The organism is Streptomyces sp. NPDC090025 (assembly GCF_044748125.1).
GTDB lineage: Bacteria > Actinomycetota > Actinomycetes > Streptomycetales > Streptomycetaceae > Streptomyces.
On record NZ_JBIVFL010000008.1, the window covers coordinates 270,931 to 291,508 of the forward strand.

Below are 20,578 nucleotides of genomic sequence, written 5' to 3' on the forward strand. Positions count from 1 at the left end.
CTTCGGTGCGGGTGGCGGTCGGGGTGTCGGACGTGGGGGCGTCCTCGGGGGTTCGGGCGGCGGCGGCCGCGATCTCCTTGAGGACGCGGCCGTGCCTGCCGCCGGCTTCCCTGGTGGCGGGGGTGTCGAGCAGTGCGTTGACGACGAGGGGGAAGCGGGCGACGAGTTCGAGGAGCGCGGTGTCGCCCGCGCGCAGCGCGGCCAGGGCGTCGGGCGCCGCGTGCAGCAGGCGCATCAGGTCGTCGTGCTGGTTGAAGAGCGACAGCAGCAGGGCGTCGTGGCCGCTGGCGGCCGCGAATCCGTCCGTCGCCGTCGCGACGGCGTAGTAGTCCGGGCTGATCAGGGCCCGCAGCGTCCAGGCCCCGCTGCGGGTGTACGTCTCGGCCGTGTCCGGCCGGGCCCGCAGCCGCTCGGCGAGCGTGCCGAGCTGGAGGGGGAACCGGGGGCCGAGGCGCCGGACCCACGGGTGCCGGAGCAGCGCCGGGAGGAGGCCGGGGGCGCGCAGGGTGTCCGGGTCGCGCAGGAGCAGGTCGCGGGCGTCCTTGGCGTGCACGGGGTGGAGCAGGCGGCGGTACTCGTGGGGTGCGGCGAGCAGTTCGGGGTGGCGGGTGAGGACGCGGGCCAGTTCGGGGTGGTCGGCCAGGTCGGTGAGGACGTCCGGCGGGAGGGCGGTGCCGTCGCGGCTCCCGGCGGGCGGGGTCGCGGCGCTGAGCGCGGCGGCGAGGGTCGCGCGGTCGGGCGCGGCGAGCGCGTCGTCGAGGGCGCGCGGCTGGTAGGAGAGCGTGGCGGCGAGCCGCGGGTTGGCGTACGCGGCCCGCAGGAGGGCGGGGTCGGCGGCGAGGGCGCGTCCCAGGTCCGGCAGGTCGAGGAGGACGTCGGAGAGAGCGGGGTCGCCGGCGAGGACGCCCGGCGTACCGGGGTCACGGTGGGCCGCCTCCAGCATGCCGGGGACCCGCAGCACGGTCTTGATCTGCGCCGGGTGGGCCCGCATCGCGGACAGCAGTGGCCGGTCGGTGAGCAGCCGGTGGATCTCGTCCGTGTCGGCGAAGTCCGTCGGCCGGTCGTACATCTCGTACTGGAGGTCGAGGTTGTCCCTGAGGGCGCCGAGCACCCGGAGCAGTTCCGCTCTCCCGTCCGGGCCCTGGGCGTCGAGAGCGACGAGGAGTTCGGCGAGCCGGGGGAGGTCCGCCACGAGGGTGTCCACCAGCGACAGTTGGTCGTGGCCCATGACGCGCTGGGCCAGCCCGAGGTCACCGCCGAGGGCCCGTACGCTGCCGTGGTTGCGGAGCACGACGTGGCGCAGGTTCCGGTCCCGTTCCAGCGCGGCCAGGGCGTCCAGGTCGCCCAGGATCCGGCTGACGGCCTCGGGGTCGCGCAGCAGGGGCCCGACCTCGTCCTGGAGGTCCGGGTCGCCGAGCGTGTCGAGCAGGTCGGGGTGCTGGGCGAGCAGGGCGATCAGCCAGGGTTGGGCGTCGACGGCCATCGCGAGGTCGGCGGAGCGGCCGGCGGCGTCCATGACGGCACGTTCCTGGGCGAGCGCGATGAGGGTGCCGGGGAGGAGCTTGTCGGGGCGGTCGGGGTGCCGCTGGTGGGAGAGGAGGAACGCGATGACACCGCTGTCGACGACGAATCCCGGCATGGCCCGGGCCAGTTCGTCGGCGTAGTCGAGCAGCGCCGGCACGGCCTCGTCGAGCAACTCCTCGCGGTCCTGCGGCTCGTCCCGCGCGGTGTTCTGGTTCCACGCCCGCCACTGGTCGTAGGCGTCGCCGATGAGTTCGCGGGCGTTCTCGGGCGAGAGGGGGGTGCGGTCTCGGGGGACGGCCGCGTCGTACGCGGGGGGAAGCCCGGGGTCTTCGGGGGCGGTCGGGTCGGCGGCGACGGCCGTACCGGGTCCGGTGGAAACGCTTTCCCGCGGGGCCGGGTCGGCGGTGCCGCGCCGCTCGGGGGTCTTCCCGGTGGTCCTGGACCCGCGGACGCCGTCGGCCGCGGCCGGTACGGCGGGAGGCAGGGCCGCCACGAGCTCGTCGCGGTAGGCCCCGGCCCCGATGGCGTCGGCGTTCCCCGCGATCGCGATGGAGTACGCCAGGCGGCGCACGACCTGCGCCACGGGCGACAGCCGGTCGAAGGGGACGTCCTCGTCGTCCGGTGTCACGGGTACGCGGCGGACCTCGCCGACCAGCCCGCGGGCCTTCGCGGTGGCTCGTCGCAGCAGTTCGAGGCCGCTCGGCAGGCGCAGCAACCGGTCCCACTGCGCGCCGAGGACGACGGGATCGAACCGGTCACGGCCGGCGCCGGTGCCGGCGCGCGTGGCGGCCGCCGGGTCCGGCAGGTCCTCGGCCGTGCGCAGCCGGGCCAGGAGGTCTTCGGAGGCCCGGAACTCCGGCATGTCCTCCACGAGGCTGACGGGCAGCGGTCCTGGGGTCGTGGCACCGCCGCGCCCGTCCCACCGGTAGGCGTTGCCGGTGCGCCGGGAGCTGCGCCCGTACACCAAGGCGTCGACCCTGCCGTCCCTCGGGTTGAGCACGTACGTGAAGGAGATCCCGCCCGTACCGCCGTCCACGTCCACGGGCACGGGCAGCGGTTCGTGCAGGCGGATCCGGTTCTCCTCGGCGTCGGTGCCCCGGGCCACCCGGTCCACGTCGCCCGCGAACCTGGCGAACCAGTTCGCGTCCCGCTGGTCGCCGTACACCACCTCGCCGCTGTGGACCCATGTCCCGGGGTCCACCGGCGAGAAGGCGCTCAGCCGTTCGCGGATCACCGAGACGCGGGCCGCCTCGGCGTTCTCGCGGATCTCGGCGAGCCGCCGCCAGGTCACCCGGGTCGCGTCCTTCACCGCCTGGTAGCCCTCCGTGGTGGAGAACTCTGCGTCCAGCGAGTCCAGGTACTCCTGGAAGTCGGCCTCGAAGGTGCCCTGCGTCGGCGTCGACGCGGCGAACGCGGCGAACGTGTAGTGCGTCAGGGACCGCGGCACGTCCCGCACCGCCTCGAACAGGCCGGGGGCGTGGAACAGCAGTGCGCGCAGCTCCGGTTGGGCTTGCAGGGCCTCGTGGACCTCCGGCTCGTCCGCGACCCAGTCCGCGATCTCCTCGTGCTCGCGGGCGGCTGCCTCCGGTTCCGGGGCGGGCGCGGTGTCGCGGGCTTCGCCGGCCGCGCGAGTGGCCGCCTTCGCGTCGACCAGGCCGGCGACCTCGGTGTGGAGTGCCGCCGGGCCCTCGGCGAGCAGCGTCGCGAACCGGTGGGTGCCGGCGAGCCCCCGGATCTCGTCGGCGAACTCCGGTGTGGCCAGGGCGCAGTCCAGCAGGCCGGGGTCGGCGAGGACGACGGCGGCGACCCGCTCGTACCGTTCGAGGACCCCCAGGAGGGCCGGGTTCCCGAGGAGTGCGTCGGCCCGCTGCCGGGTGAGGTCCGTCGGCGTGGCCAGCAGGGCCCGCTGGAGTCCGGGACGCGTCAGGAGCCCGCGCAGCGGGCCGCTTCGGGCGGACACGGCCTCGGCCAGGCCGGGCAGACGGACCAGCGCGGCCCAGGCGTCCCCGTGCGTGGCGGCGACCCGCACCAGGATCCGCTGGTTGCGGAGCAGGTCCCACAGGGCGGGCCGCGCGGTCAGCTGGTCGCGCAGGGCGGGGTCGAGCAACAGGGCCGACACGAGTTCGGGGCGGCCGCGCAGGGTGGGTACGGCGTCGGGGTGGGCGGTGAGGGCCGGGATCAGGCCGGGGTGCCGGGCGAGCAGCGCGCCCGCGTCCGGGTTGCGGGCGAGGAGTGCGCGCAGTCCGGGCAGGTCGAGGACCGCGTCGACGAGTTCCGGGTGGTCGACCGCGGCACGCGCGAGTTCGCCGCTGCCCAGGATCTGCCGGGCGACGGCCGCGTCCTGTGACAGGGCGGCGACCAGGGACCGGTTGCGGAGCAGCCGCAGGAAGTGGTCACCGGTCGGCAGCACGCCCGGGTGGTCGCCCAGCGCCTGGGCGACCACGGGGGCGCTCACCAGGATGTCGGTGAGGCCGGGTTGCTCGACGGCCTTGGCCAGCGAGTCGGGTCCGACGGTCAGCAGGGCCCGGACGGTCACGTCGAGCCGTTCGGTCTCCTCCGGGGTGCCCTGGGGAGTGAGCGCGGCCAGTTGCCGGAAGAGGCCGGGCGCCCCCTGGAGGACCCGGAGGACGTCGGGGCGATCGAGGACGGCCTCGGCGAGGGGTTCGCTCGTGGTCAGGACGTGGTAGGCATCGCCGAAAGCTGCCATGAGCGACACCATGTCCGCACGGTCGTGCACGCGCCAGAGGTGCCGGTTCCCCCGTAGCTTCGCCCGGAAGCCGCTGTTCTGCAGCAGCATGCCGCGCAGGAAGTCGCTGGCGAGGAAGGCGGCGGACAGCTTCCCGTCGGCGGCGAGGGCCCGGGTGAAGTCGACGTCGCTGAGCAGTTCGCGGGTGCGTACCTCGCGCACGACGAGCGGCAGCAGTTCGGGGCGTCGGCGCAGCAGCGGCGCGAACGCCGGGTTCTCCATGAGGAGGCGCCGGATCGACGGGCTGTCGGCGGCGGCCCGCCGCAGGTCCGGGACGGACTCGTAGGCGAGATGGGTCTCCGCCAGGTTGTCCAGGTACTGGGCGCGCTCCGGCTCCGCGTCCTCGTCGGCGGGCGCCTCGTCGAGAGCGGCCCGGCCCGCGTCGAAGGGGTGGAGGACGAGGTCGTGGAACTGCCGCAGGTCCGGGTCGACCTCCCAGCCCTCCTCGGTGAATCCGGGCGGCCCGACGGATTCGATCTCGGCGCGCAGCGCGGCGAAGGGATCACCGGCGGCCCGGCCGGCCGGGCCGGGGCTGTCGGACGTCCCGGGGACGAGCGTGGCGAAGCGCTCGGGGTCCTCGATGAACGCCCCGCTGAAGGCGGGCCGCCGCATCGCCTCGGCCAGCAGCCCGGGATCGGTGCCGAACGCCCGCACCAGGCCGATGTACTCCTCGTCCGCGAGGGCCTCCAGCAGGTTCTCGTCGCCCAGGAGGCGGGCCCAGTCCCGCGAGGTCACCTGCGAGCCGTCCTGGCGGGCCTCCGCTCCGGCCGCCGCCAGGATGTGCAGGGTGTCGCCAAGGCCGGCGGCGCTGATCAGGACGGACGGTTCGTCCCGCAGTGCGCTCGCGACGCCGCGGAACTGCCGGGTCAGGTGGGCGAGCGCGCCGTCGTCCTCCATGAGCGCGGGCACGACCTGCCGGTTGACATGCGCCGCGTAGACGAGGTCCTGCTCCTTGTGGACCGCCGCGAGCAGATAGGCGTCCTCCCGCGCGTGTTCCCAGAGCGATGCGATACGGGATGCCCGCGGCAGCCGCTCGTCCGCGCGGAAGGCCAGGAGGAACGCGAGCCCCGGGCTGCTGATGGTGTACCGGGCCTCGAACGGCAGCTCCGCGAAGAACCGGACGGCCTTCTCCCGCTCCGCCGGACGGTCCACCATCGCCCTGAGCATCGCGGGGTGCAGGAGCGTCATCCGCAGGAGCGGGTCGGCCGCGAAGGACTCGTCGGCGGCCATCGCCTCGCGCAGCGGCCGGGCGTGGTCGGCGAGCAGCCTGCGCAGTTCGTGCGGACGGCTCAGCTCGCCGATGCGGTCGGCGAGCACCCGGGTGAAGGCCCCTTCGCGCATCATCGTGCCGATCATGGCCCGCTGGTCGGGGAAGACCCCGCGGACCAGCGGCTCCGCCCACAGCCGGGTCAGCGGCGGGGCCGTCCGCGCCACCGGGGCGGGCGCGTTCCCGGGCCCCTGGTGCGTGGCCTGCGCCAACGCCGTCCGCAGTTCCCCGGACCGGCCGAGGAGCGCGTCGAAGGTGTGCGGATCGGCCGACAGGACGTCCACCAGGTCCCGGTTCCCGTACGCCGTGTCGAGCAGGTCGGGCGCGCCGGCCAGTTCCAGCGCCAGTCGCGGGCTCTCGATCAGCACGTCGGACAGATCGGGGTTCCGGTCCATCGTCCGTACGATGCCGGGATTCGCGGCCGCCGCGGCCGGCATCCCGGGGATCGCGAACACCGTTCTGGTCTGCCACGGGCTCCTGCGCAGCGCCTCCAGCAGCGCGGCGTCGGCGAAGAGCGTGGCGTACGTGTCCTGCGACAGGAACCGCTCGTACGTGAGGAGCGCCATCGTCAGGTCGATGTTGCCGTCGAGCGCCACCAGGACCCGGTTGCGAGAGGTGGCGTCCAGCCCCTTCAGGAACGTCCGGAACGCCGCGCTCTCCCGGCTGAGGACGAGACCGGCCGAGGTCCTGTCCCGGAGCAGGTCGCGCAGGATGTCCGTGCGTCCGGGGAAGTGGCCGGTCAGCGGGAGCTCCCTGATCACCCGGTCCCGGAAGGTGTCGTCCTCCTCCATGGCGTCCAGGAGCTCCGGGCTGGACAGGACGGCCGCCGCCGCGTCCGGCCACTGGCCCAGCTGCCGGGCGAAGGCCTGGCGGGACCGGTCCGCGAGCAGGGCGCGCAGGTTGGGGCGGGTCGCCAGCCGCTCGGGCAGCGCGGGCTGGGCGGCCACGAGCAGGGCCCCCGTCAGCGATTCGGACGCGGCCACCAGCACCTCGGGGTGCCGTACGAGCGCCCGCAGGGCCTCCCGGGACGGTTCGCGGGCCGTGCCGCTCCGCAGGGCGACCAGATAGTCCGCCACCTCGATGTCCAGGGTGGCGGGGATGTCGGCGGAGTGGGCGACGAGGAAGCGGGCGACACCTCCGACGATCGCCTCGACGGCCGAATCGTTCAGGGGCTCCTCCGGCGGGTGCTCCTCGGTCCAGCGCGTGAGGGCCCGCTCGGCGACCGATCGCGCCGCGGGCAGGAGGAACGGTCGGGTGGTCCGGCCCGCACCGGGGGTGCCCGGCACGGTCCCGGGCCGCGCCGGGACCGTCCCCGCCCGCGCGGGCGCCGGCTCCGTGGTGACCGGGCCGGGGCCGGGGTCGATGTCAGAGGCCGGGGCGTTGGTCGTTTCCGGGACCGGGACCGACGTCGGCGCCGGGCCGGCCGGTATCGGGGCGGTGTCCTGGGGCGTTCCGGAGCCGGTGGGGACCGGATCGGTGGGCTGAGCGGCCTGGGTGCGCTTCTTCCTGCCCTTTCGCTTCTTGGCCGGGGCCTCGGCGACGGGCGGCCGAGGATCCGGCACGGGGGCGGTCTCGGCCACGTCGTCGGCCGGGACCCGCCGCAGGCCCTCCACCACGGTCGTGACGGCGTCCGGCGCCCGCAGTGTCTCGACGAGGCGTACCGAGGCCTGGAAGGCGGCCAGATCCTCGGCCTGTGTGACCGGCAGCGGGCCCCGCAGAGGGGTGCCCCCGTGCCCGTCCCACCGGTAGGTGTTCCGGTTGCGCCGGGTGCTGCGGGCGTAGACGAGCGCGTCGACCCCGCCGTCCTCGGGGTTGAGGACGTAGCTGAACGAGACGCCGCCCAAGCCGCCGAGGCCGTGTGCGTCCAGGGCCGTGTGCAGCGCCACCGCGCCCTCGCGCCCACCCGAGCCGCCCGCGACGGCCGCGAGCTCCCCCTCGAAGTCCGCGAAGTACTCGGCGCCCTTGCGGTGTCCGTACACCACCCGCTCGCTGTACGTCCACGTCGACGGGTCCACCGGGGAGAACCCGTCGAGCCGGGCACGCACCTCCGAGAGCCGCGCGGCCTCGGCCTCCCGCCGGGCGGACGCGAGGCGCCGCCAGGCCAGCTGAGCCGCGTCCTTCACGGCCCGGTGTCCCTCGGGGCCGGTCGGCATCAGGTCGAGCGCGTCCTGGTACGCCCGGAAGTCGGCCTCGAAGTCCCAGGACAGGCTCTCCGACCCGGCGAACGTGGCCAGCGCGTACGAGGTCAGGGTCGCGGGCTGCCGGCGCACCGCGTCGAACAGTCCGTGCGAGGAGAAGAGCAGGGCGCGGAGTTCCGGGTGCTCGGTGAGGGCGGCCGCGGCCTCGGGGTGCTCCTCGATCCACCGCGTGATCTCCTCGTCCTGCCCGGCCTCGGCGGCCTGACCGGGTGTCTGATCAGATGCCTCCCGCACGGGTGTCCGATCGGCCGCGGCTCCGGTCGTCGGCCCGGTCGGAGCCGGGAAGGCCGCCGTGTCCTGGGCCGCCGGGGCGTCGTCCGCCCCGTTCGTCGGACGGGGGGCGGCCGCGAGCCGGGCGGTGATCCGCTCCCGCAAGGCGTCCGCGCCCCGTGCGACCAGCTGCCCGATGTCCTCGCGCCGGGTGCTGAGCTCCTGGAGCGCGGCGGTGAACCCGGGTGCGCCGAGGGCGTCCGCCAGGAGCGTGGCGTCGCCGAGGACGAGTGCGGCCAGGGCCGGATCGGCGTCGAGGACCGCCATGAGGCCGTCGGACGCGAGGAGGTCGTGGGCCTGCCCGGTGGTGAGCTCGGTCCCGGTGGCCGTCAGCGTCCGCCAGAGCGCCGGCCTGCGGTCGAACCGGCCCAGGCGGCGCGGGGCGTCGGTCAGGGCCCGCACCAGGCCGGGTTGCGTCACGAGCGTCCGCCAGGTCTCCGCCTGCTCCGCGGCGTCCCGCACCAGCGCGCGAACGGTACGCAGCAGGTCCCAGAGCGCGGGCCGGGCGGTCATCTCGGTGACCAGTGCGGGGGCCGCCAGCAGCGCGGCGACCAGGTCCGGCCGGCCGCGCAGCGTGGGCACGGCCGACGGGTGGGTGCGGAGGGCGTCGAGCAGGCCCGGGTGCGCCGCGAGCAGCGCCACGACGTCCGGGTTGTGGTCGATCAGCTCCGCGAGGGCCGGCAGTTCCACCAGGGCGAAGATCAGCGGCGGGTGGTCGACGGCGGCCCGGGCCAGCTCCGTACGGCCCAGGACCTGGCGGGTCGTCCGCTCGTCGAGTTCCAGGGAGGCCAGCAGCGTCAGATCGGTCAGCACCCTGCGGAAGGACTCGGCCGAGGGCAGGACCCCCGGCTGGTCCCCCAACGCCGCGGCCACGGTGGGCGCGGCCGACAGGGCGGTGACGATGCTCGGGTCGTCGACGGCCGCCCCGAGCGAGTCGACGCCGAGCGTCAGCACGGCCCTGACCACGGTGTCCAGCCGTGCCACCGGGTCCGGTCCCTCGGTGCCCAGCTGTGCCACCGGTTCCGCCAGACCGTCGTGGAGGAGGGCGAGCAGCCGGTCGAACACCTCGTTCGCGCGGGTGAGCAACCCGGACGCCCCGGGCAGGTCGAACGCGGCTTCGGCGAGCGGCTCGCTGGCGCCCAGCACGTGGATGGAGTCCTCGACGAGGGCCATGATGTGGTTGACACGGCGGGCGGCCTCGTCCGCCCTCCCGGCCCGCCACATGTGCCGGTTCCCGATCACGCCCGGCCGGGCCGCCTCGTCCCGGTGCACGTGCTCGCGCACGTTCCGGTCGTGCAGGTACGCCTCGTACATCCGGGGGTTGGTCGCGAGGGCCGCCGTGAAGTCCGGGTGGTTCTCCAGGGTCCTGCGTACGTCGACGTCGGCGCGGACCAGGGGCAGCAGGCCCGGCCGGATCCGCAGCGTCGAGGTGAACTCGGGGTGGGACATCAGCATCATGCGGATCGACAGGCTCTCCGCGGCGGCCTCGCGCAGTCCGGGAACCTCCGCGAAGGCGAGGGCGGCCCGCTCGATGCGGTCGGTCAAGTGGGCGTGCTTTTCGGGCCATTCGTCGGCCGGCCAGTTCCGGTGTGTTTCCGCCAGGGCCTCCTCGGCCGGGGCGAGCACGAGGTTCAGCACCTCGCGCTGCTCGGGACCGAGCTCCCAGCCCTCCTCCGTGTACGTGTACTCCCCGGTGCCCTCGATCTCGGCGCCGAGCGCCGCGCGGTCGTCGTCGTGCCGGACGAATCGTTGGGGGTCGGCGATGAAGGCGTCGCGGAAGGCGGCCCGTCGCATGGCCGAGACCAGCAGTTCGGGCGCCGCTCCGAACGCCCGCGAGACGGTCTCGGTCTCGTCGGCGCCGAGGGCCGCCAGCAGTTCCCCGTCGGTCAGGAAGCGCTCCCAGACGTCGACACCGACGGCCTTCTCGTCCGGGCGCACGCTCGCGGCGGCGTCCGCCATGGCGTGGAAGACGTCACCGTGCGCATGGGCGACGGCCAGGGTCTCCGGGTTCGCGATCATCGCGACGGCGACGTGCCGGAAGGTCCGCACCAGCCTCAGCAGGGCGCCGTGCTCGGCCAGCAGCGGCGCGAGGGCGTCGGGCTTCCCGAGGAGCCGGCCCGCGTCCAGGTCCTTGGCGAGCGCGGCGAGCACCTGCGCGTTGATCAGCGCCTCGTCCCATGCCGGGGAGTTCGGGGCCATGGCGAGCGCGCCCTCCACCCCGTCGCCGCCCGCGAAGAGGTAGCCGAGGCCGGGGTTCTCGCGGAGCACGTCGACGGTCCGCGGGCCGGCGACGACCAGCCGCCGCACGGCCAGCCTCATGGTCGTGTCGTCCCGCAGCACGTCGCGCAGGGCCTCGTGCCGGACGGCGGCGCGCACGGTCAGGGCGAACGGGAAGTCCGGGTCCGCCACGACGGCGGCACGCAGGCCGGCGGAGGCGTCGCCGAGCAGCCTGCGCAGCTCGTGCGGATAGCGCAGGGCCCCCATGTTGTCGGCGAGCACCCTGGTGAAGTCGCCCTCCCGCGCCAGCCGGTCGACGAGGTCGCGCGGCGTCGGGTAGGCGGCGAGGGCCAGCGGGTGGGCCAGCACCCGGGGCATCGGCCCGGCGTTCGCCCCGACCCGGCCCGCCGTCGGCCACTGGTACGCGCCCCGCGCCCGCAGCGCCTCCTCCAGCCCCACCGGGTCGTCCAGCAGGCTGTCGAAGGCCGCCGGGTCCGCTGACAGCACCTCTGTCAGGTGCGGGTTCGCGTACGCCGCTTCGAGCAGCCGCGGCGAGTGGGCCAGGGTGATCGCCAGGGCCGGGTTGTCGACCAGCACGTCGGACAGGTCAGGGTTCGAGTCCAGCGTGCCGATGAGTTCGGGGGCGTCGGCCGCCGCGTCGAGCAGGCCCGGGATCGCCAGGACCGTCTTGCTCTGTCGCGGGAAGACGCGCAGCTCCTTGAGGAGGTCGACATTGCCGAGGAGGGTCCCGAAGGCGGCGGCGTCCGGCAGGTTCTCACGGTGGTCGAGCATGGCGCCGACCAGGTCGATGTTGTCGTCGATGTCCGCGAGGACCACGTGTCGCAGGTCGTCGTCCAGCGTCTTCAGGTAGTCGCCGAACGCCGGTGCCGACCGCGCGACGGCCAGCGGTGTCGACCTGGTGTCCGAGACCAGCTCGCGCAGGATGTCGAGCCGGCCCTCGAAGGCCGGCACGACGAACAGGTTGTCCACGACGCGGCGGCGGACGGCGTCGTCGGTCTCCAGCAGGTCGAGCACGGCCGGACCGGCCAGCAGCCGCCGGGTCGCCGCCGGGTCCTCGACGAGGTGGCGGGGGGCGTCGGGGGCCTGCGCGTCGGTGAGGTGGGCGAGGAGCTTGGGACGGGTCGACAGCCGCTCCGCCAGGTCCGGGAAGGAGATCAGCATGGTGGCGGCCGGGCCGGAGTCGGCGGCCGCCGCCAGCACCTCCGGGTGGCGGACGAGCTCCCGCAGGGTCGGCTCGGAGACGTCCGCCGTCCCCGTGCTCAGCAGGGCGACGAGGAGGTCGGCGGTCTCGACGCCCACCTCCTGCGGGACGACCGCGGACCGGGCCCGCAGCAGGCGGGTGACGTGCGTGATCGCCCGCTCGGGGGCGGCGGCGATGCCGAACACGTCGACGGGACGCCGGAGGGCACCGGCCTCGTCGCCGGTCGGCGGATGCTCCTCCGTCCAGCGCGTGACGGCCCGCTCGGCGAACCGCCGGGCCTCCTCGGCGGTGATCCGCGGGAACGGGGCGGCGGGGGCCGGGGTCGGGCCGGACGGCGGGGGGGAAGTGGGGTCGGGAGTCGCGGCGGAGGCCGATGCCGAGGCCTCTCCTCGGGGGTCCTGGGTCGGGGCGTTCCGGTCCTGGGGGTTCTGGTTCTGGGCCGGGTTCCGCTTCTTCTTCTTGCCCTTCGACGGGGCTCCGCCGATGCGGCGGAGCGGGTTCGGGATCTCCTTCGGCAGGTCGCCGACCAGGTGCTCCGCCAGGGTTTGGGCGCCGACGGTGTCGCCGGGCCACACGTAGATGTGGTGCGCCACGCGGCGTACGACCTGGTCCTCGGGCGTGAGCCGGGTGTACGGCGCGGAGTCCCGGTCGAACGACGTGGGGAGCCGACGCAGCCGGCCGACCGTGCCGCGCGCGGCGGCCAGCGCCCCGGCCAGTTCCCCGCCGACGGCCTCGCGCCGGACGCTCTCCCACAAGGTGTCGAACGCGACCGGGTCGAAGGGCGCGGCGGAGCGGCGCAGGGCGGCCTCGGTCGCGGCGTCCGCCGCGTCGAGGACCCGCGCGGCGGCCGTCCTGGCCCCCGCCGAGTCGGCCGGATCGCGCAGGAGTCGGGCCGCCGCGGTCTCGGTGAGCACGAGCCGCCGCGCCGGGGTGACGTCGACGCCCCGGGTGTCGAGGAGGTCCCTCACCACCCGGCCGGCCTGGCGGGTGGCCCGCGCCGTCCGCTCCGCGGCCTCGTCGCGCCTCGGTTCGAAGCGCGGCTCGGCGCGCCAGTCCTCCACCAGCTCCGTCAGGGCGGGGTGGTCGGCCCGGGTCGGCCCGGGTACGTGCGAGGCCTCCACGTCCAGGTAGCGGGCGAGTCCGCGATCGGGGTCGGTGAGTTCCCGCCAGCCGACCTGGTGGTGGGCGGCGACCGCCATGAGCCAGCCCGCCCTGCGCCGGGCGTCGGCGATCTGCTGGGCGCGGGAGTCGCGGTCGGCCGGGCTCCAGCGGGCGAGGAGTATGAGATCGCGGGGGTCGACGGCCTCGCGGTCCCGCAGTGCCGGGCCGAGCACGGCGGCCACGTGCCGCGGGTCGGCGCCGAGCCGGCGGGCGATCGTGAACAGGTCCTTCGGAGTGAGCCCCAGGTCGGCGGCGACCCGCGGCAGGTCGTCGGGGACGCGCCCGATGTGCTCGGCGAGGACGAGGATGTCGGTGCTCCTGCGCAGCCCGATCTCCCGGCGCAGCCGGTCCGTGGCCTTGACGTCGAACCACGCGTACCGGAGCAGTCGGGCGACGCGTGCCCGGCCGGTCCGCAGGTGCCGGGAGACGACCGCGACCAGCTCGGGCGAGCGGCCGGGACGTCCCTGGCGGGCCGGGTTCGTCCCCGCCGCGGCGAGCCCTTCCGCGTACTCCGCGTCGGAGATGCCGCTGTCCGTGACCGACTCCGTATCGGACTCCGTATCCGACTCCGACTCCTCGTCGTCGTCGTGCCGCTGCCAGCCCTCGTCGGAGGAGAGCGTGGAGACGACGGACGGGGCGGAGCGGACGGTCGGGGAGACGGTGTCGCCGCCGGCGTCCCGGTACGCCAGGGAGCCGTCTGCCGTCCGGTCCCGGCGCGGCACCGGGAACAGCGGATCGTCGAGCAACTGGTACGCCCAGGCCTGCGCTTCGCCCTGTCGGGTGGGGTCGGTACGGAGACCGGGGTCTGCGAGGAACATCGCGGTGAGACGGCGGGCCGCCTGGTCCGCCCGCCCGAGCTCGGCGAACGGGGTGACGGCGAGCGGGTCGGTGACCGCGCCCACATCGGCCAGCAGCGCCCGCGCGGTGGCGGCCGCCGCCGCGAACTCCGGTGTGTCCGCCTTGAGTTTGTCCCAGCGGCGCTGGACGGAGCGCGCGGTGGGCCGGCCGTCGGACTCGACGTCGTCCCGCTCGTCCTCGACGACGGTGGCGGTGTCCGGACCCGTCGTGGACACCGTGGACACCGTGGACACCTTGGACGTGGTGGGGCCCTCCGCTCTCCCGGGCGCCGCGGAGGACTCCGTCTCCGGGCGGGCGGGCGCGGACCCGGGTACGGAACCGGGCTCTCCGAGCAGGTCGAGGGCGTGGGCGCGCGCCTCCTCCTCGCGTCCCGCCAGGCCCCGGTCCTCGAAGAACAGGACGGCGAGGCGGCGCCACGCCCTGTCGTCGGCGCTGAGCAGGGCGTACGGGGTGGAGGTGAGCGGGCCGGCGTCCCGGCCGAGCTCGGCCAGCACGCGCCGGGCCCCTTCGAGGGCCAGCACGAACCCCGGGGTGTCGGTCGGGAGTGTCGCCCAGTGTCGCTGGAACTCCTCGTCGGACAGCCGCTCGACGGTGGAGCGGGGCGCCGGCACGGTGTCGGGGCCCGCAGCGCCGAGCCACCGGTCGCGGTCTTGGTCACTCCCGCGCTTCCGGCCCCGGCCGGTGGGCCTGGGCAGCCTGGCGAGCGTCACCGGATGCCCGTCCTGGGCGCCCACGAGGATGGTGCCGCCGTTCGGCTGGACGACGCTGACGGTCAGTCCGTACACCTGCCCGGCCACCAGGGGCAGCACGTCGTCCGTGGCGTCGGACGCGGTGGTGTACGTGCGCATGGCCTCCGCCAGCGAGCGCCGTTCGTCGTCGCCCCAGGCGTCGTGGACCCGCCCGAGCTCCTGTGCGAAGACCTCCCGCCACGACAGGGTCTCCCCCTGCCGCAGCCGGTCCGCCGTGCGGTCCTCGGCGACCGCTGCCTGCGCCTGGGCGTCGATGCCGTCCCAGAGCGGGCGGTTGCCGGTGTCGGCGGGCGCGTCCAGCTCTGCCACGAGGGCATCGGACAGTCGGGCCCGGATGTCACCCGGCGTTCCGGTGACGACATCGGGCGCGGCGGCGCCGAGCGCGAGGACGAGGCTGTCCTGACCGGGTGCGGAGACGCGCGGGATCATGCCCTGCCCGATCAGCACGTCCTGCTGGCGGACGGTCAGTTCGCGCTGGCCCGGAACCTCTTGCGCGGGACCGGGTGTCTCGACACCGGTCGCGCCGGTGCCGGTGTCGATGCCGCTGATACCGCTGATGCCGCCGGGGACGGTCTCGGTCGTGGTGGTGCCGGGGACGGTCTCGGTCGTGACGGTGGGGAGGGAAGGTCCGGCGGTGGTGTCGTCAGCCGTGGGCGTCCCGGGGAAGGGCGTGCCGGTGTTCCCGGACGGGGCGTCCAGGAGCTCGACGTCGAGGTCGCCGGTGGGGAAGTAGTCGGGCTCCGGCATGGCGACCGGTCCGGGCGTGGTCCCGGGAGCGATGCCGGGCGTGTCCACGGGGTCGCCGCCGACGGTGGGCTCGGGCATCCGCGGCGGCGGGGTCCCGACGGGCTGCGGTCCGGGGCGGCCCGCCGGGACCGAGCGGTCGTCCTGCGCCGCGGGAGTGGTCGTACCCCCGGGGGTGCCGATCGCGTCGGACCTGAACTGCTGTGGCTGGGAAGGGAGTTGACCCATCCCCTGGCCGGTGGAGCCGCGCAGGCCGTCCTGGACGGTGGCGGGTGGCACCGGGACGGCGTCACCGCCCTGTCGGTACGCGGACGGGTCGGGTACTCCCTGGACGTCGGTGGACAGGAGGGACGGGATGCCGGGACCGGTCCCGCCGCCGTCCGGCGTTCCGTTCGGTGTCCCGTTCGCGCCACGGTTGTCGTCGCCGCTCCCGTACACGGGGGTGCCGGGGTCGCCGTTCCCGTTCCGGCTCCCGTTCGCGGGGGTGCCGGGGTCGCCGAGCGTGACGGTGCCGGGCCTGGTGCCCGGGTCGCCGTTGCCGTCCCGGACGCCGCCGCCGTTCCGGTCCGGGCTTCCCGGGCCCGTGCCGTTGTCGCCGTCGGGGTACGAGATCGTGAGGGGCGGCCGGCGCGTCCCGCCGGAGCCGGACCCGGAGCGCGTGCCCGGGTCGTCGCGGCCGGGGTCCCGGTCCGTGCCGCCGCCACCGGTCGGGTTCGTATCGCCGGTCCGGTCGGCACCGCGGGGCGGCCAGACGCCGGAACCGCTGTTCACCCCGCCCGGGGGGTTCACCCAGGTCCTGTTGAACCAGTGGGCCGCGCCCTCCACGCCCTGCTCCAGGTTCCGCTCGACGACGGAACTGCCGCCGGCGGAGAGCACGGTGGACCAGGTGAAGCCGGGGCCGCCGAAGATGGCGGCCATCACTCCGGCGGCGAGGCCCTCTCCGAAGCCTTCGGACGCGAAGTCGTTGACGTTGCCGAAGGTCTCCTTGGTGAACCGGTTCCAGTTCGGCGGGTTCACCCAGGTGTCGCCGAAATCCCTGTCGTTCCGGCCCACCTTGGTCAGGAAGTCCTTGCCGCCCTTGAACACATGCCCGAAGACCTCGCCGATCCCGCCCGCGAAGAAGCCGAAGAGGCCGTCCTTGGCGATCGACGTGAAGTCGAGGGCCTGGCGCCGGAAGTTCTTGTTGCCGAAGGCCATGTTGGCGAGCTGGACGGCGAACGCGAGCAGCGCCTCCTCGACCGCCTCGAACACTCCGGGCAGCACCTTGATCCGCTGCATCAGCTGCATGATCGCGGCCAGGACGGTGACCCGGGCACGGTTCAGGATGGCGCCCTGGAGGCCGCCCAGGCCGCCGAAGCCGAACGCGGCGAGGAACGCCACCCAGGCGAGCAGCGCCAGCATCTGGAGCAGGGCGGCCATGATCTGCCAGTAGCTCTCGTACAGATCACGGGACTTCTGGTCCAGATCGACCCGTACGTCACGCAACTGCTGCTGGAACTGGTCCAGATAGGTCCGGCCCCGGCCGGAGGTGAAGCTGGTGACGGTCTCGTCGAACTGCTTGCGGGCCTCCTCCGGCATCCCGTCACCGATCTTCAGGGTGACGTCCCGCGCCATCTGCATCATGACGTCGAGATCGCGGGCGAGCCGCTCGTGCACCTGCCCGGCGTCCTGGGCCATCTGCGGGATGCCGCTCGGCGGCGTCTCACCGATGAGGATCTTGCACAGCACGACGGCCCACTCCGGCCACGGGCCGGTTCCCGGGTCGATCGCGGGGCTCATCCGCGGGGGCCCGACTGCCCGTTGTGTTCCTGCCGGATGGAGGAGAGGACGTCTTCCTGCCGGTTGATGTACTCGTTGGCGTTCTTCACCGTGCCGTCGGCGAGTGCGAGGAAGACCTCCGTGAAGCCGTCCAGCGCGGCCTGGATCTTCTGGGTCTGCTCCAGGTAGATCGGCCGCTGCACCTTCGCGAACTCGTCGTCGCCCTCGCCGGGCCAGGCGTCGGTCGCGTCCACCCCGTCCCGGTACCGCTGCAGCATGTTCCTGATGTTGGTCGTGAAGTCGCGGAGCACGTTGGACGCGGCGATGACGTCGTCGGCCGACGCTTCGAACTTCGAGGCCATGTCCTTGCTCCCGGGAATCTGCTACGCCCACGGCGTGCGGCGGTGGTGGTGCGGTGCTGGGGGAATTCTGCGCCCGGAGATCCGGCGGCGCTTGAGTCAGTTGACGTACGTCACGGATCTCCGGGGCCCTGGCGGCGGCGTCCGGCCGGCTCAGTCGTTCGGGTCCGCGTCGACCTCGTCGTACAGGGCGCGGCCCTTGCGGCGCCGGCCGCTCTGGCCGTCGGCCTGGCGCTCGGGCTCCGGCGGGGCGGCCGGGCCGAGGAACTGGCCGATGAGCGCGCCCCAGTCGGCCTGGCTGCCGGGGATGCCCGGCAGCGTGGGCATCCCGGCCATGGCGCCGAGGGCGTTCACGCTGTCGGTGAGCGGCTTGACCAGCTCGGTCACGTCCCGGGAGACGAGGGCCCGGGCGCTGTCGAAGGCCTCCATCACGGAGGCCGCGAGCTGCGGGGCCGCCATGGTCCGGTACTTGCTCTCCAGGAAGCGGATGCCCGCCATCTCACCGGTGCCCGCGACGGTCACCTCGACGCTGCGGTCCTTGGAGACGGCCGAGAGCCTGATGCCGCGTACCTGCTCCTGGGCCTGCGCCGCGGCGCGTTCCGAGGCGTCCAGGTCCGCGATGGCCATGGCGAGGCGTTCCTCGATCGAATGCTTCGACGTGCTCATCGGCTCTCTCCCGTCATGAAGGCGTTCTTCGCCCCGTTGCCCGTGCCGGGCTCGGCACGGCCGAGGACCGCCGGGTTGACGTCGTCCTCGGTGCCCCAGACGTCCTCCTCCTCGGCGAGCCAGTTGGCCCGCTCCCGGTCGGAGCTCTGGGTCTGCTGGCCGTTGCCGCCCTGCCCGCCGGCCGGCGGCATGTACGGGGGTGTGCCGCCGGATCCGGTGGTGCCGGGGGCCTGGGCCATCCGGTTCGGCGAGCCGGCCGGGTCGCCCGCGTACTCGCGGATCCGGTCGCCGGCGCCGCCGGCGCCCATGCCGCCCGCGCCGCCCATACCGCCCATCCCGCCGGCGCCCATGCCGGGCATCATCGGGCTCCCGGCCGGGGAGCCGTTCGGCGTGCCGCCGAGGGACGGGTCGGGGATGCCGCTGAGGGCGTTCACCCCGTAGTCGGGGAAGTCGGTGGACACGTCGTAGCCGGCTTCCTCGTAACGGGGCAGGGTCGCCTGGAGCGGGTTCCCGCCCCCGCTGTGCAGGGTTCCGCCGCCGCCGGTGACGCCGCCGCCGGAGGTGTCGTAGCCGGACGCCGTGCTCACCCCGGGGAGGTCGAGGCCGGGCGGGTTCAGGGAGGGCAGCGGCGGCGTGGTCAGGTCGGTCTTCGGGCGGTCGCCGAGCGGCTTGCCGTCCGGGCCCAGGTACGAGGTCTCGCCGTCGGGCGAGGTGAGGGTGACGATGCCGCCCGGGTGCAGCACCCGCTTGCTGCCGTCGGGCTTCTCCGTCGTGGTGGTGCCGTCGCGCCCCGTGGTGACCTTCGTGCCGTCGGGCTTCTCCGTCAGGATGGTGCCGTCGGGGCGCCGGGTCGTCTTCGTGCCGTCGGGGTCGGTGGTGACGGAGCTGCCGTCGGGAAGGACGGTGCGGGTGCTGCCGTCGGGAAGGGCGGTCGGCAGGCCGCCCGCGCGGTCCCGGTCCTGCAGCGAGGGCGGCTTGATGCCGACCCGGGTCCCGCCGGGCACGAGGGGGACGGTGGTGCCGTTGGGTCCGGTGGTGCCGTCGGGGTTGGTGGTACCGGGGAGGCCGCTGTCCGGAAGCCCGCTGCCGCCGGGGAGTCCCCCACCGGGGGAGCCGAGTTCGGGCAGGTCCGGCTGTACGAGCCGGGAGGTGCCGGGGGTGGAGCCCGGGGTGCCGGAACCGGGCAGACCGGAACCGGGCGTGACCGCGTCCGGCAGGCCGAGGCCGGGCGGCGGCTGGCTGACGAGGGTCCTGGGGTTCCCCGTACCTCCGGGACCACCGGCTCCGGTGCTGCCGGGGAGGCCGCCGGGGGCGCCGCCCCCGAGGCCGTCCGGCGTGTTCAGGCCGGAACCCCCGCCTCCCGGGCCGTTGAGGCCCGGCGGGGGGACGTTCGCGAGGAACCGGTTGGGGTCGCCGAGGCCGCCGTTCCCGTCCTTCCCGTCGGCTCCGTTCGCCCCGTTGTCCCCGTCGCCGCCGAGGCTGTTGAGGTCGGGCGGCGGCGGGATCTTCGTCTTGTTGTCGCCGCCCGCGCCGTCTTTGCCGTTCTTGCCGTCGTTGCCGTTGTCGCCGTTGCCGCCGCCGAGGCCCAGCTTGTTGAGGATGTCGTCGACGTTCTGGTTCCCGGAGCCGCCGCCCTTGCCGTCGCCGCCCCCGCCCTTGTTGTCGCTGCCGAGCGGCGAGGTGTTGCGGGTGGCGAGCGGCTCGACGAGGGCGGTCGTCGCGGAGATGAAGGCGTTGTTCACGTAGCTCATCTGCTCGGTGCCCTTCGGCACGAGCGTGCCGTCGCCGAAGTCGTTCCAGGCCTTGATCGCGTCGTTGCCGATCCTCGTCCAGGCGTCGATCTGGGTGAGATTCCCGTACGTGGGATGGTCCTGCCAGAAGTTCGCTCCGGGGGCCATCCAGTAGTTGTCGCCGTTCACGCCGATGTCCTGCAGCACCTGGCCGATGTTGTTCGCCTGGATCCAGATGGCGATGTCGTAGACCAGCTTGTTCAGCGTCTGCATCGGGTTGGACAGGGAGTTCGACGCCCAGTTGTGCCAGGCCTGGACCAGTTCGTAGCCCGCCTGGTGCACCGCGTTGGCGGCGCCGATCAGGGAGTCGCCCGGCCTGGTCAGGGAGGCGCCCTGGCCGTACACCGGGTACAGGGCGAAGTTCTTGGGCGAGAAGCCCTCCGGGCGCAGCTGCTCCTTGTACCCCTTGAAGTTCTCCTGCATCCGCCTGATCAGCGCCGCGAAGGCGTCGGCCGCCGTGCCCCGCATGTCGGCGTCCGGGTGGCCCAGGGACTCCGCCCACTGCTTGAGGACTTCCTCCTGGTCGCGGAAGTACAGGTACGAGCGGTCGTAGGCGCCGGCGACGTCGGAGAAGGTCCGCAGCTTCACGGCGTTCTGCGGATCGACCGCGAGCCCGCCGTAGTTGCCGTCCTGCGTGGAGAAGGGCAGGTTCACGAGCCGGTTCAGCATGTTCAGCGGACCGAAGATGTAGTTGTCGAGCGGGGTGCCCGGGCGCGCCGGGCGCTCGGCCGGGTTCCAGAGGAAGTCGATGGTGATCTTGTTGAGGTTGAGGCTGCCCATGGTGCGCTGCGTGTAGTACGCGAGCATGTACGAGTGGCCGTTCACGTTCGGCCCGACGCTGTCCCCCAGCTTGGACTGGATGGTCACGCTGTCGTAGGTCTCGACCGAGACGTTCATCAGCGGGACCTTGCCGTCGGTCCCGGAGAGCTCCTGGAAGAGCGTGGAGCGATCGGGCATCGGATAGCCCGTCAGGTTCTTGACCGCGTTCGCCCAGTCGTCCCCAGGCATGAATACCCTCCGCTCTTCGGTGTTGCTCTCCGGGCCGACGG

Annotated in this window: 4 protein-coding genes (1 of these 4 cut by a window edge); all 4 read right to left on the reverse strand. The window is 74.3% G+C overall.

Features of this window, described 5'->3' with window-relative positions:
* Positions 1-16,735 carry the 5' end (the start) of a hypothetical protein gene (locus tag ACIPXM_RS20630; protein WP_401657333.1) on the reverse strand. It extends 34,916 nt beyond the left edge of the window, so only the first 16,735 of its 51,651 coding nucleotides appear in the window; its start codon is at positions 16,733-16,735; its stop codon lies beyond the left edge, outside the window.
* Complete coding sequence (locus ACIPXM_RS20635; RefSeq protein WP_401657335.1) at positions 16,732-17,076, reverse strand: hypothetical protein; 345 nt, start codon at positions 17,074-17,076, stop codon at positions 16,732-16,734. Before ACIPXM_RS20635 ends, ACIPXM_RS20630 begins: the two co-directional genes overlap by 4 nt.
* A gap of 150 nt (positions 17,077-17,226) precedes the next feature.
* On the reverse strand, positions 17,227-17,739 hold the full coding sequence (locus tag ACIPXM_RS20640) for a YbaB/EbfC family nucleoid-associated protein (protein ID WP_401657337.1): 513 nt from the start codon (positions 17,737-17,739) through the stop codon (positions 17,227-17,229).
* Complete coding sequence (locus ACIPXM_RS20645; protein ID WP_401657339.1) at positions 17,736-20,537, reverse strand: AAWKG family protein; 2,802 nt, start codon at positions 20,535-20,537, stop codon at positions 17,736-17,738. The genes ACIPXM_RS20640 and ACIPXM_RS20645 overlap by 4 nt, the downstream gene beginning before the upstream one ends.
* Positions 20,538-20,578 lie beyond the last annotated feature (41 nt).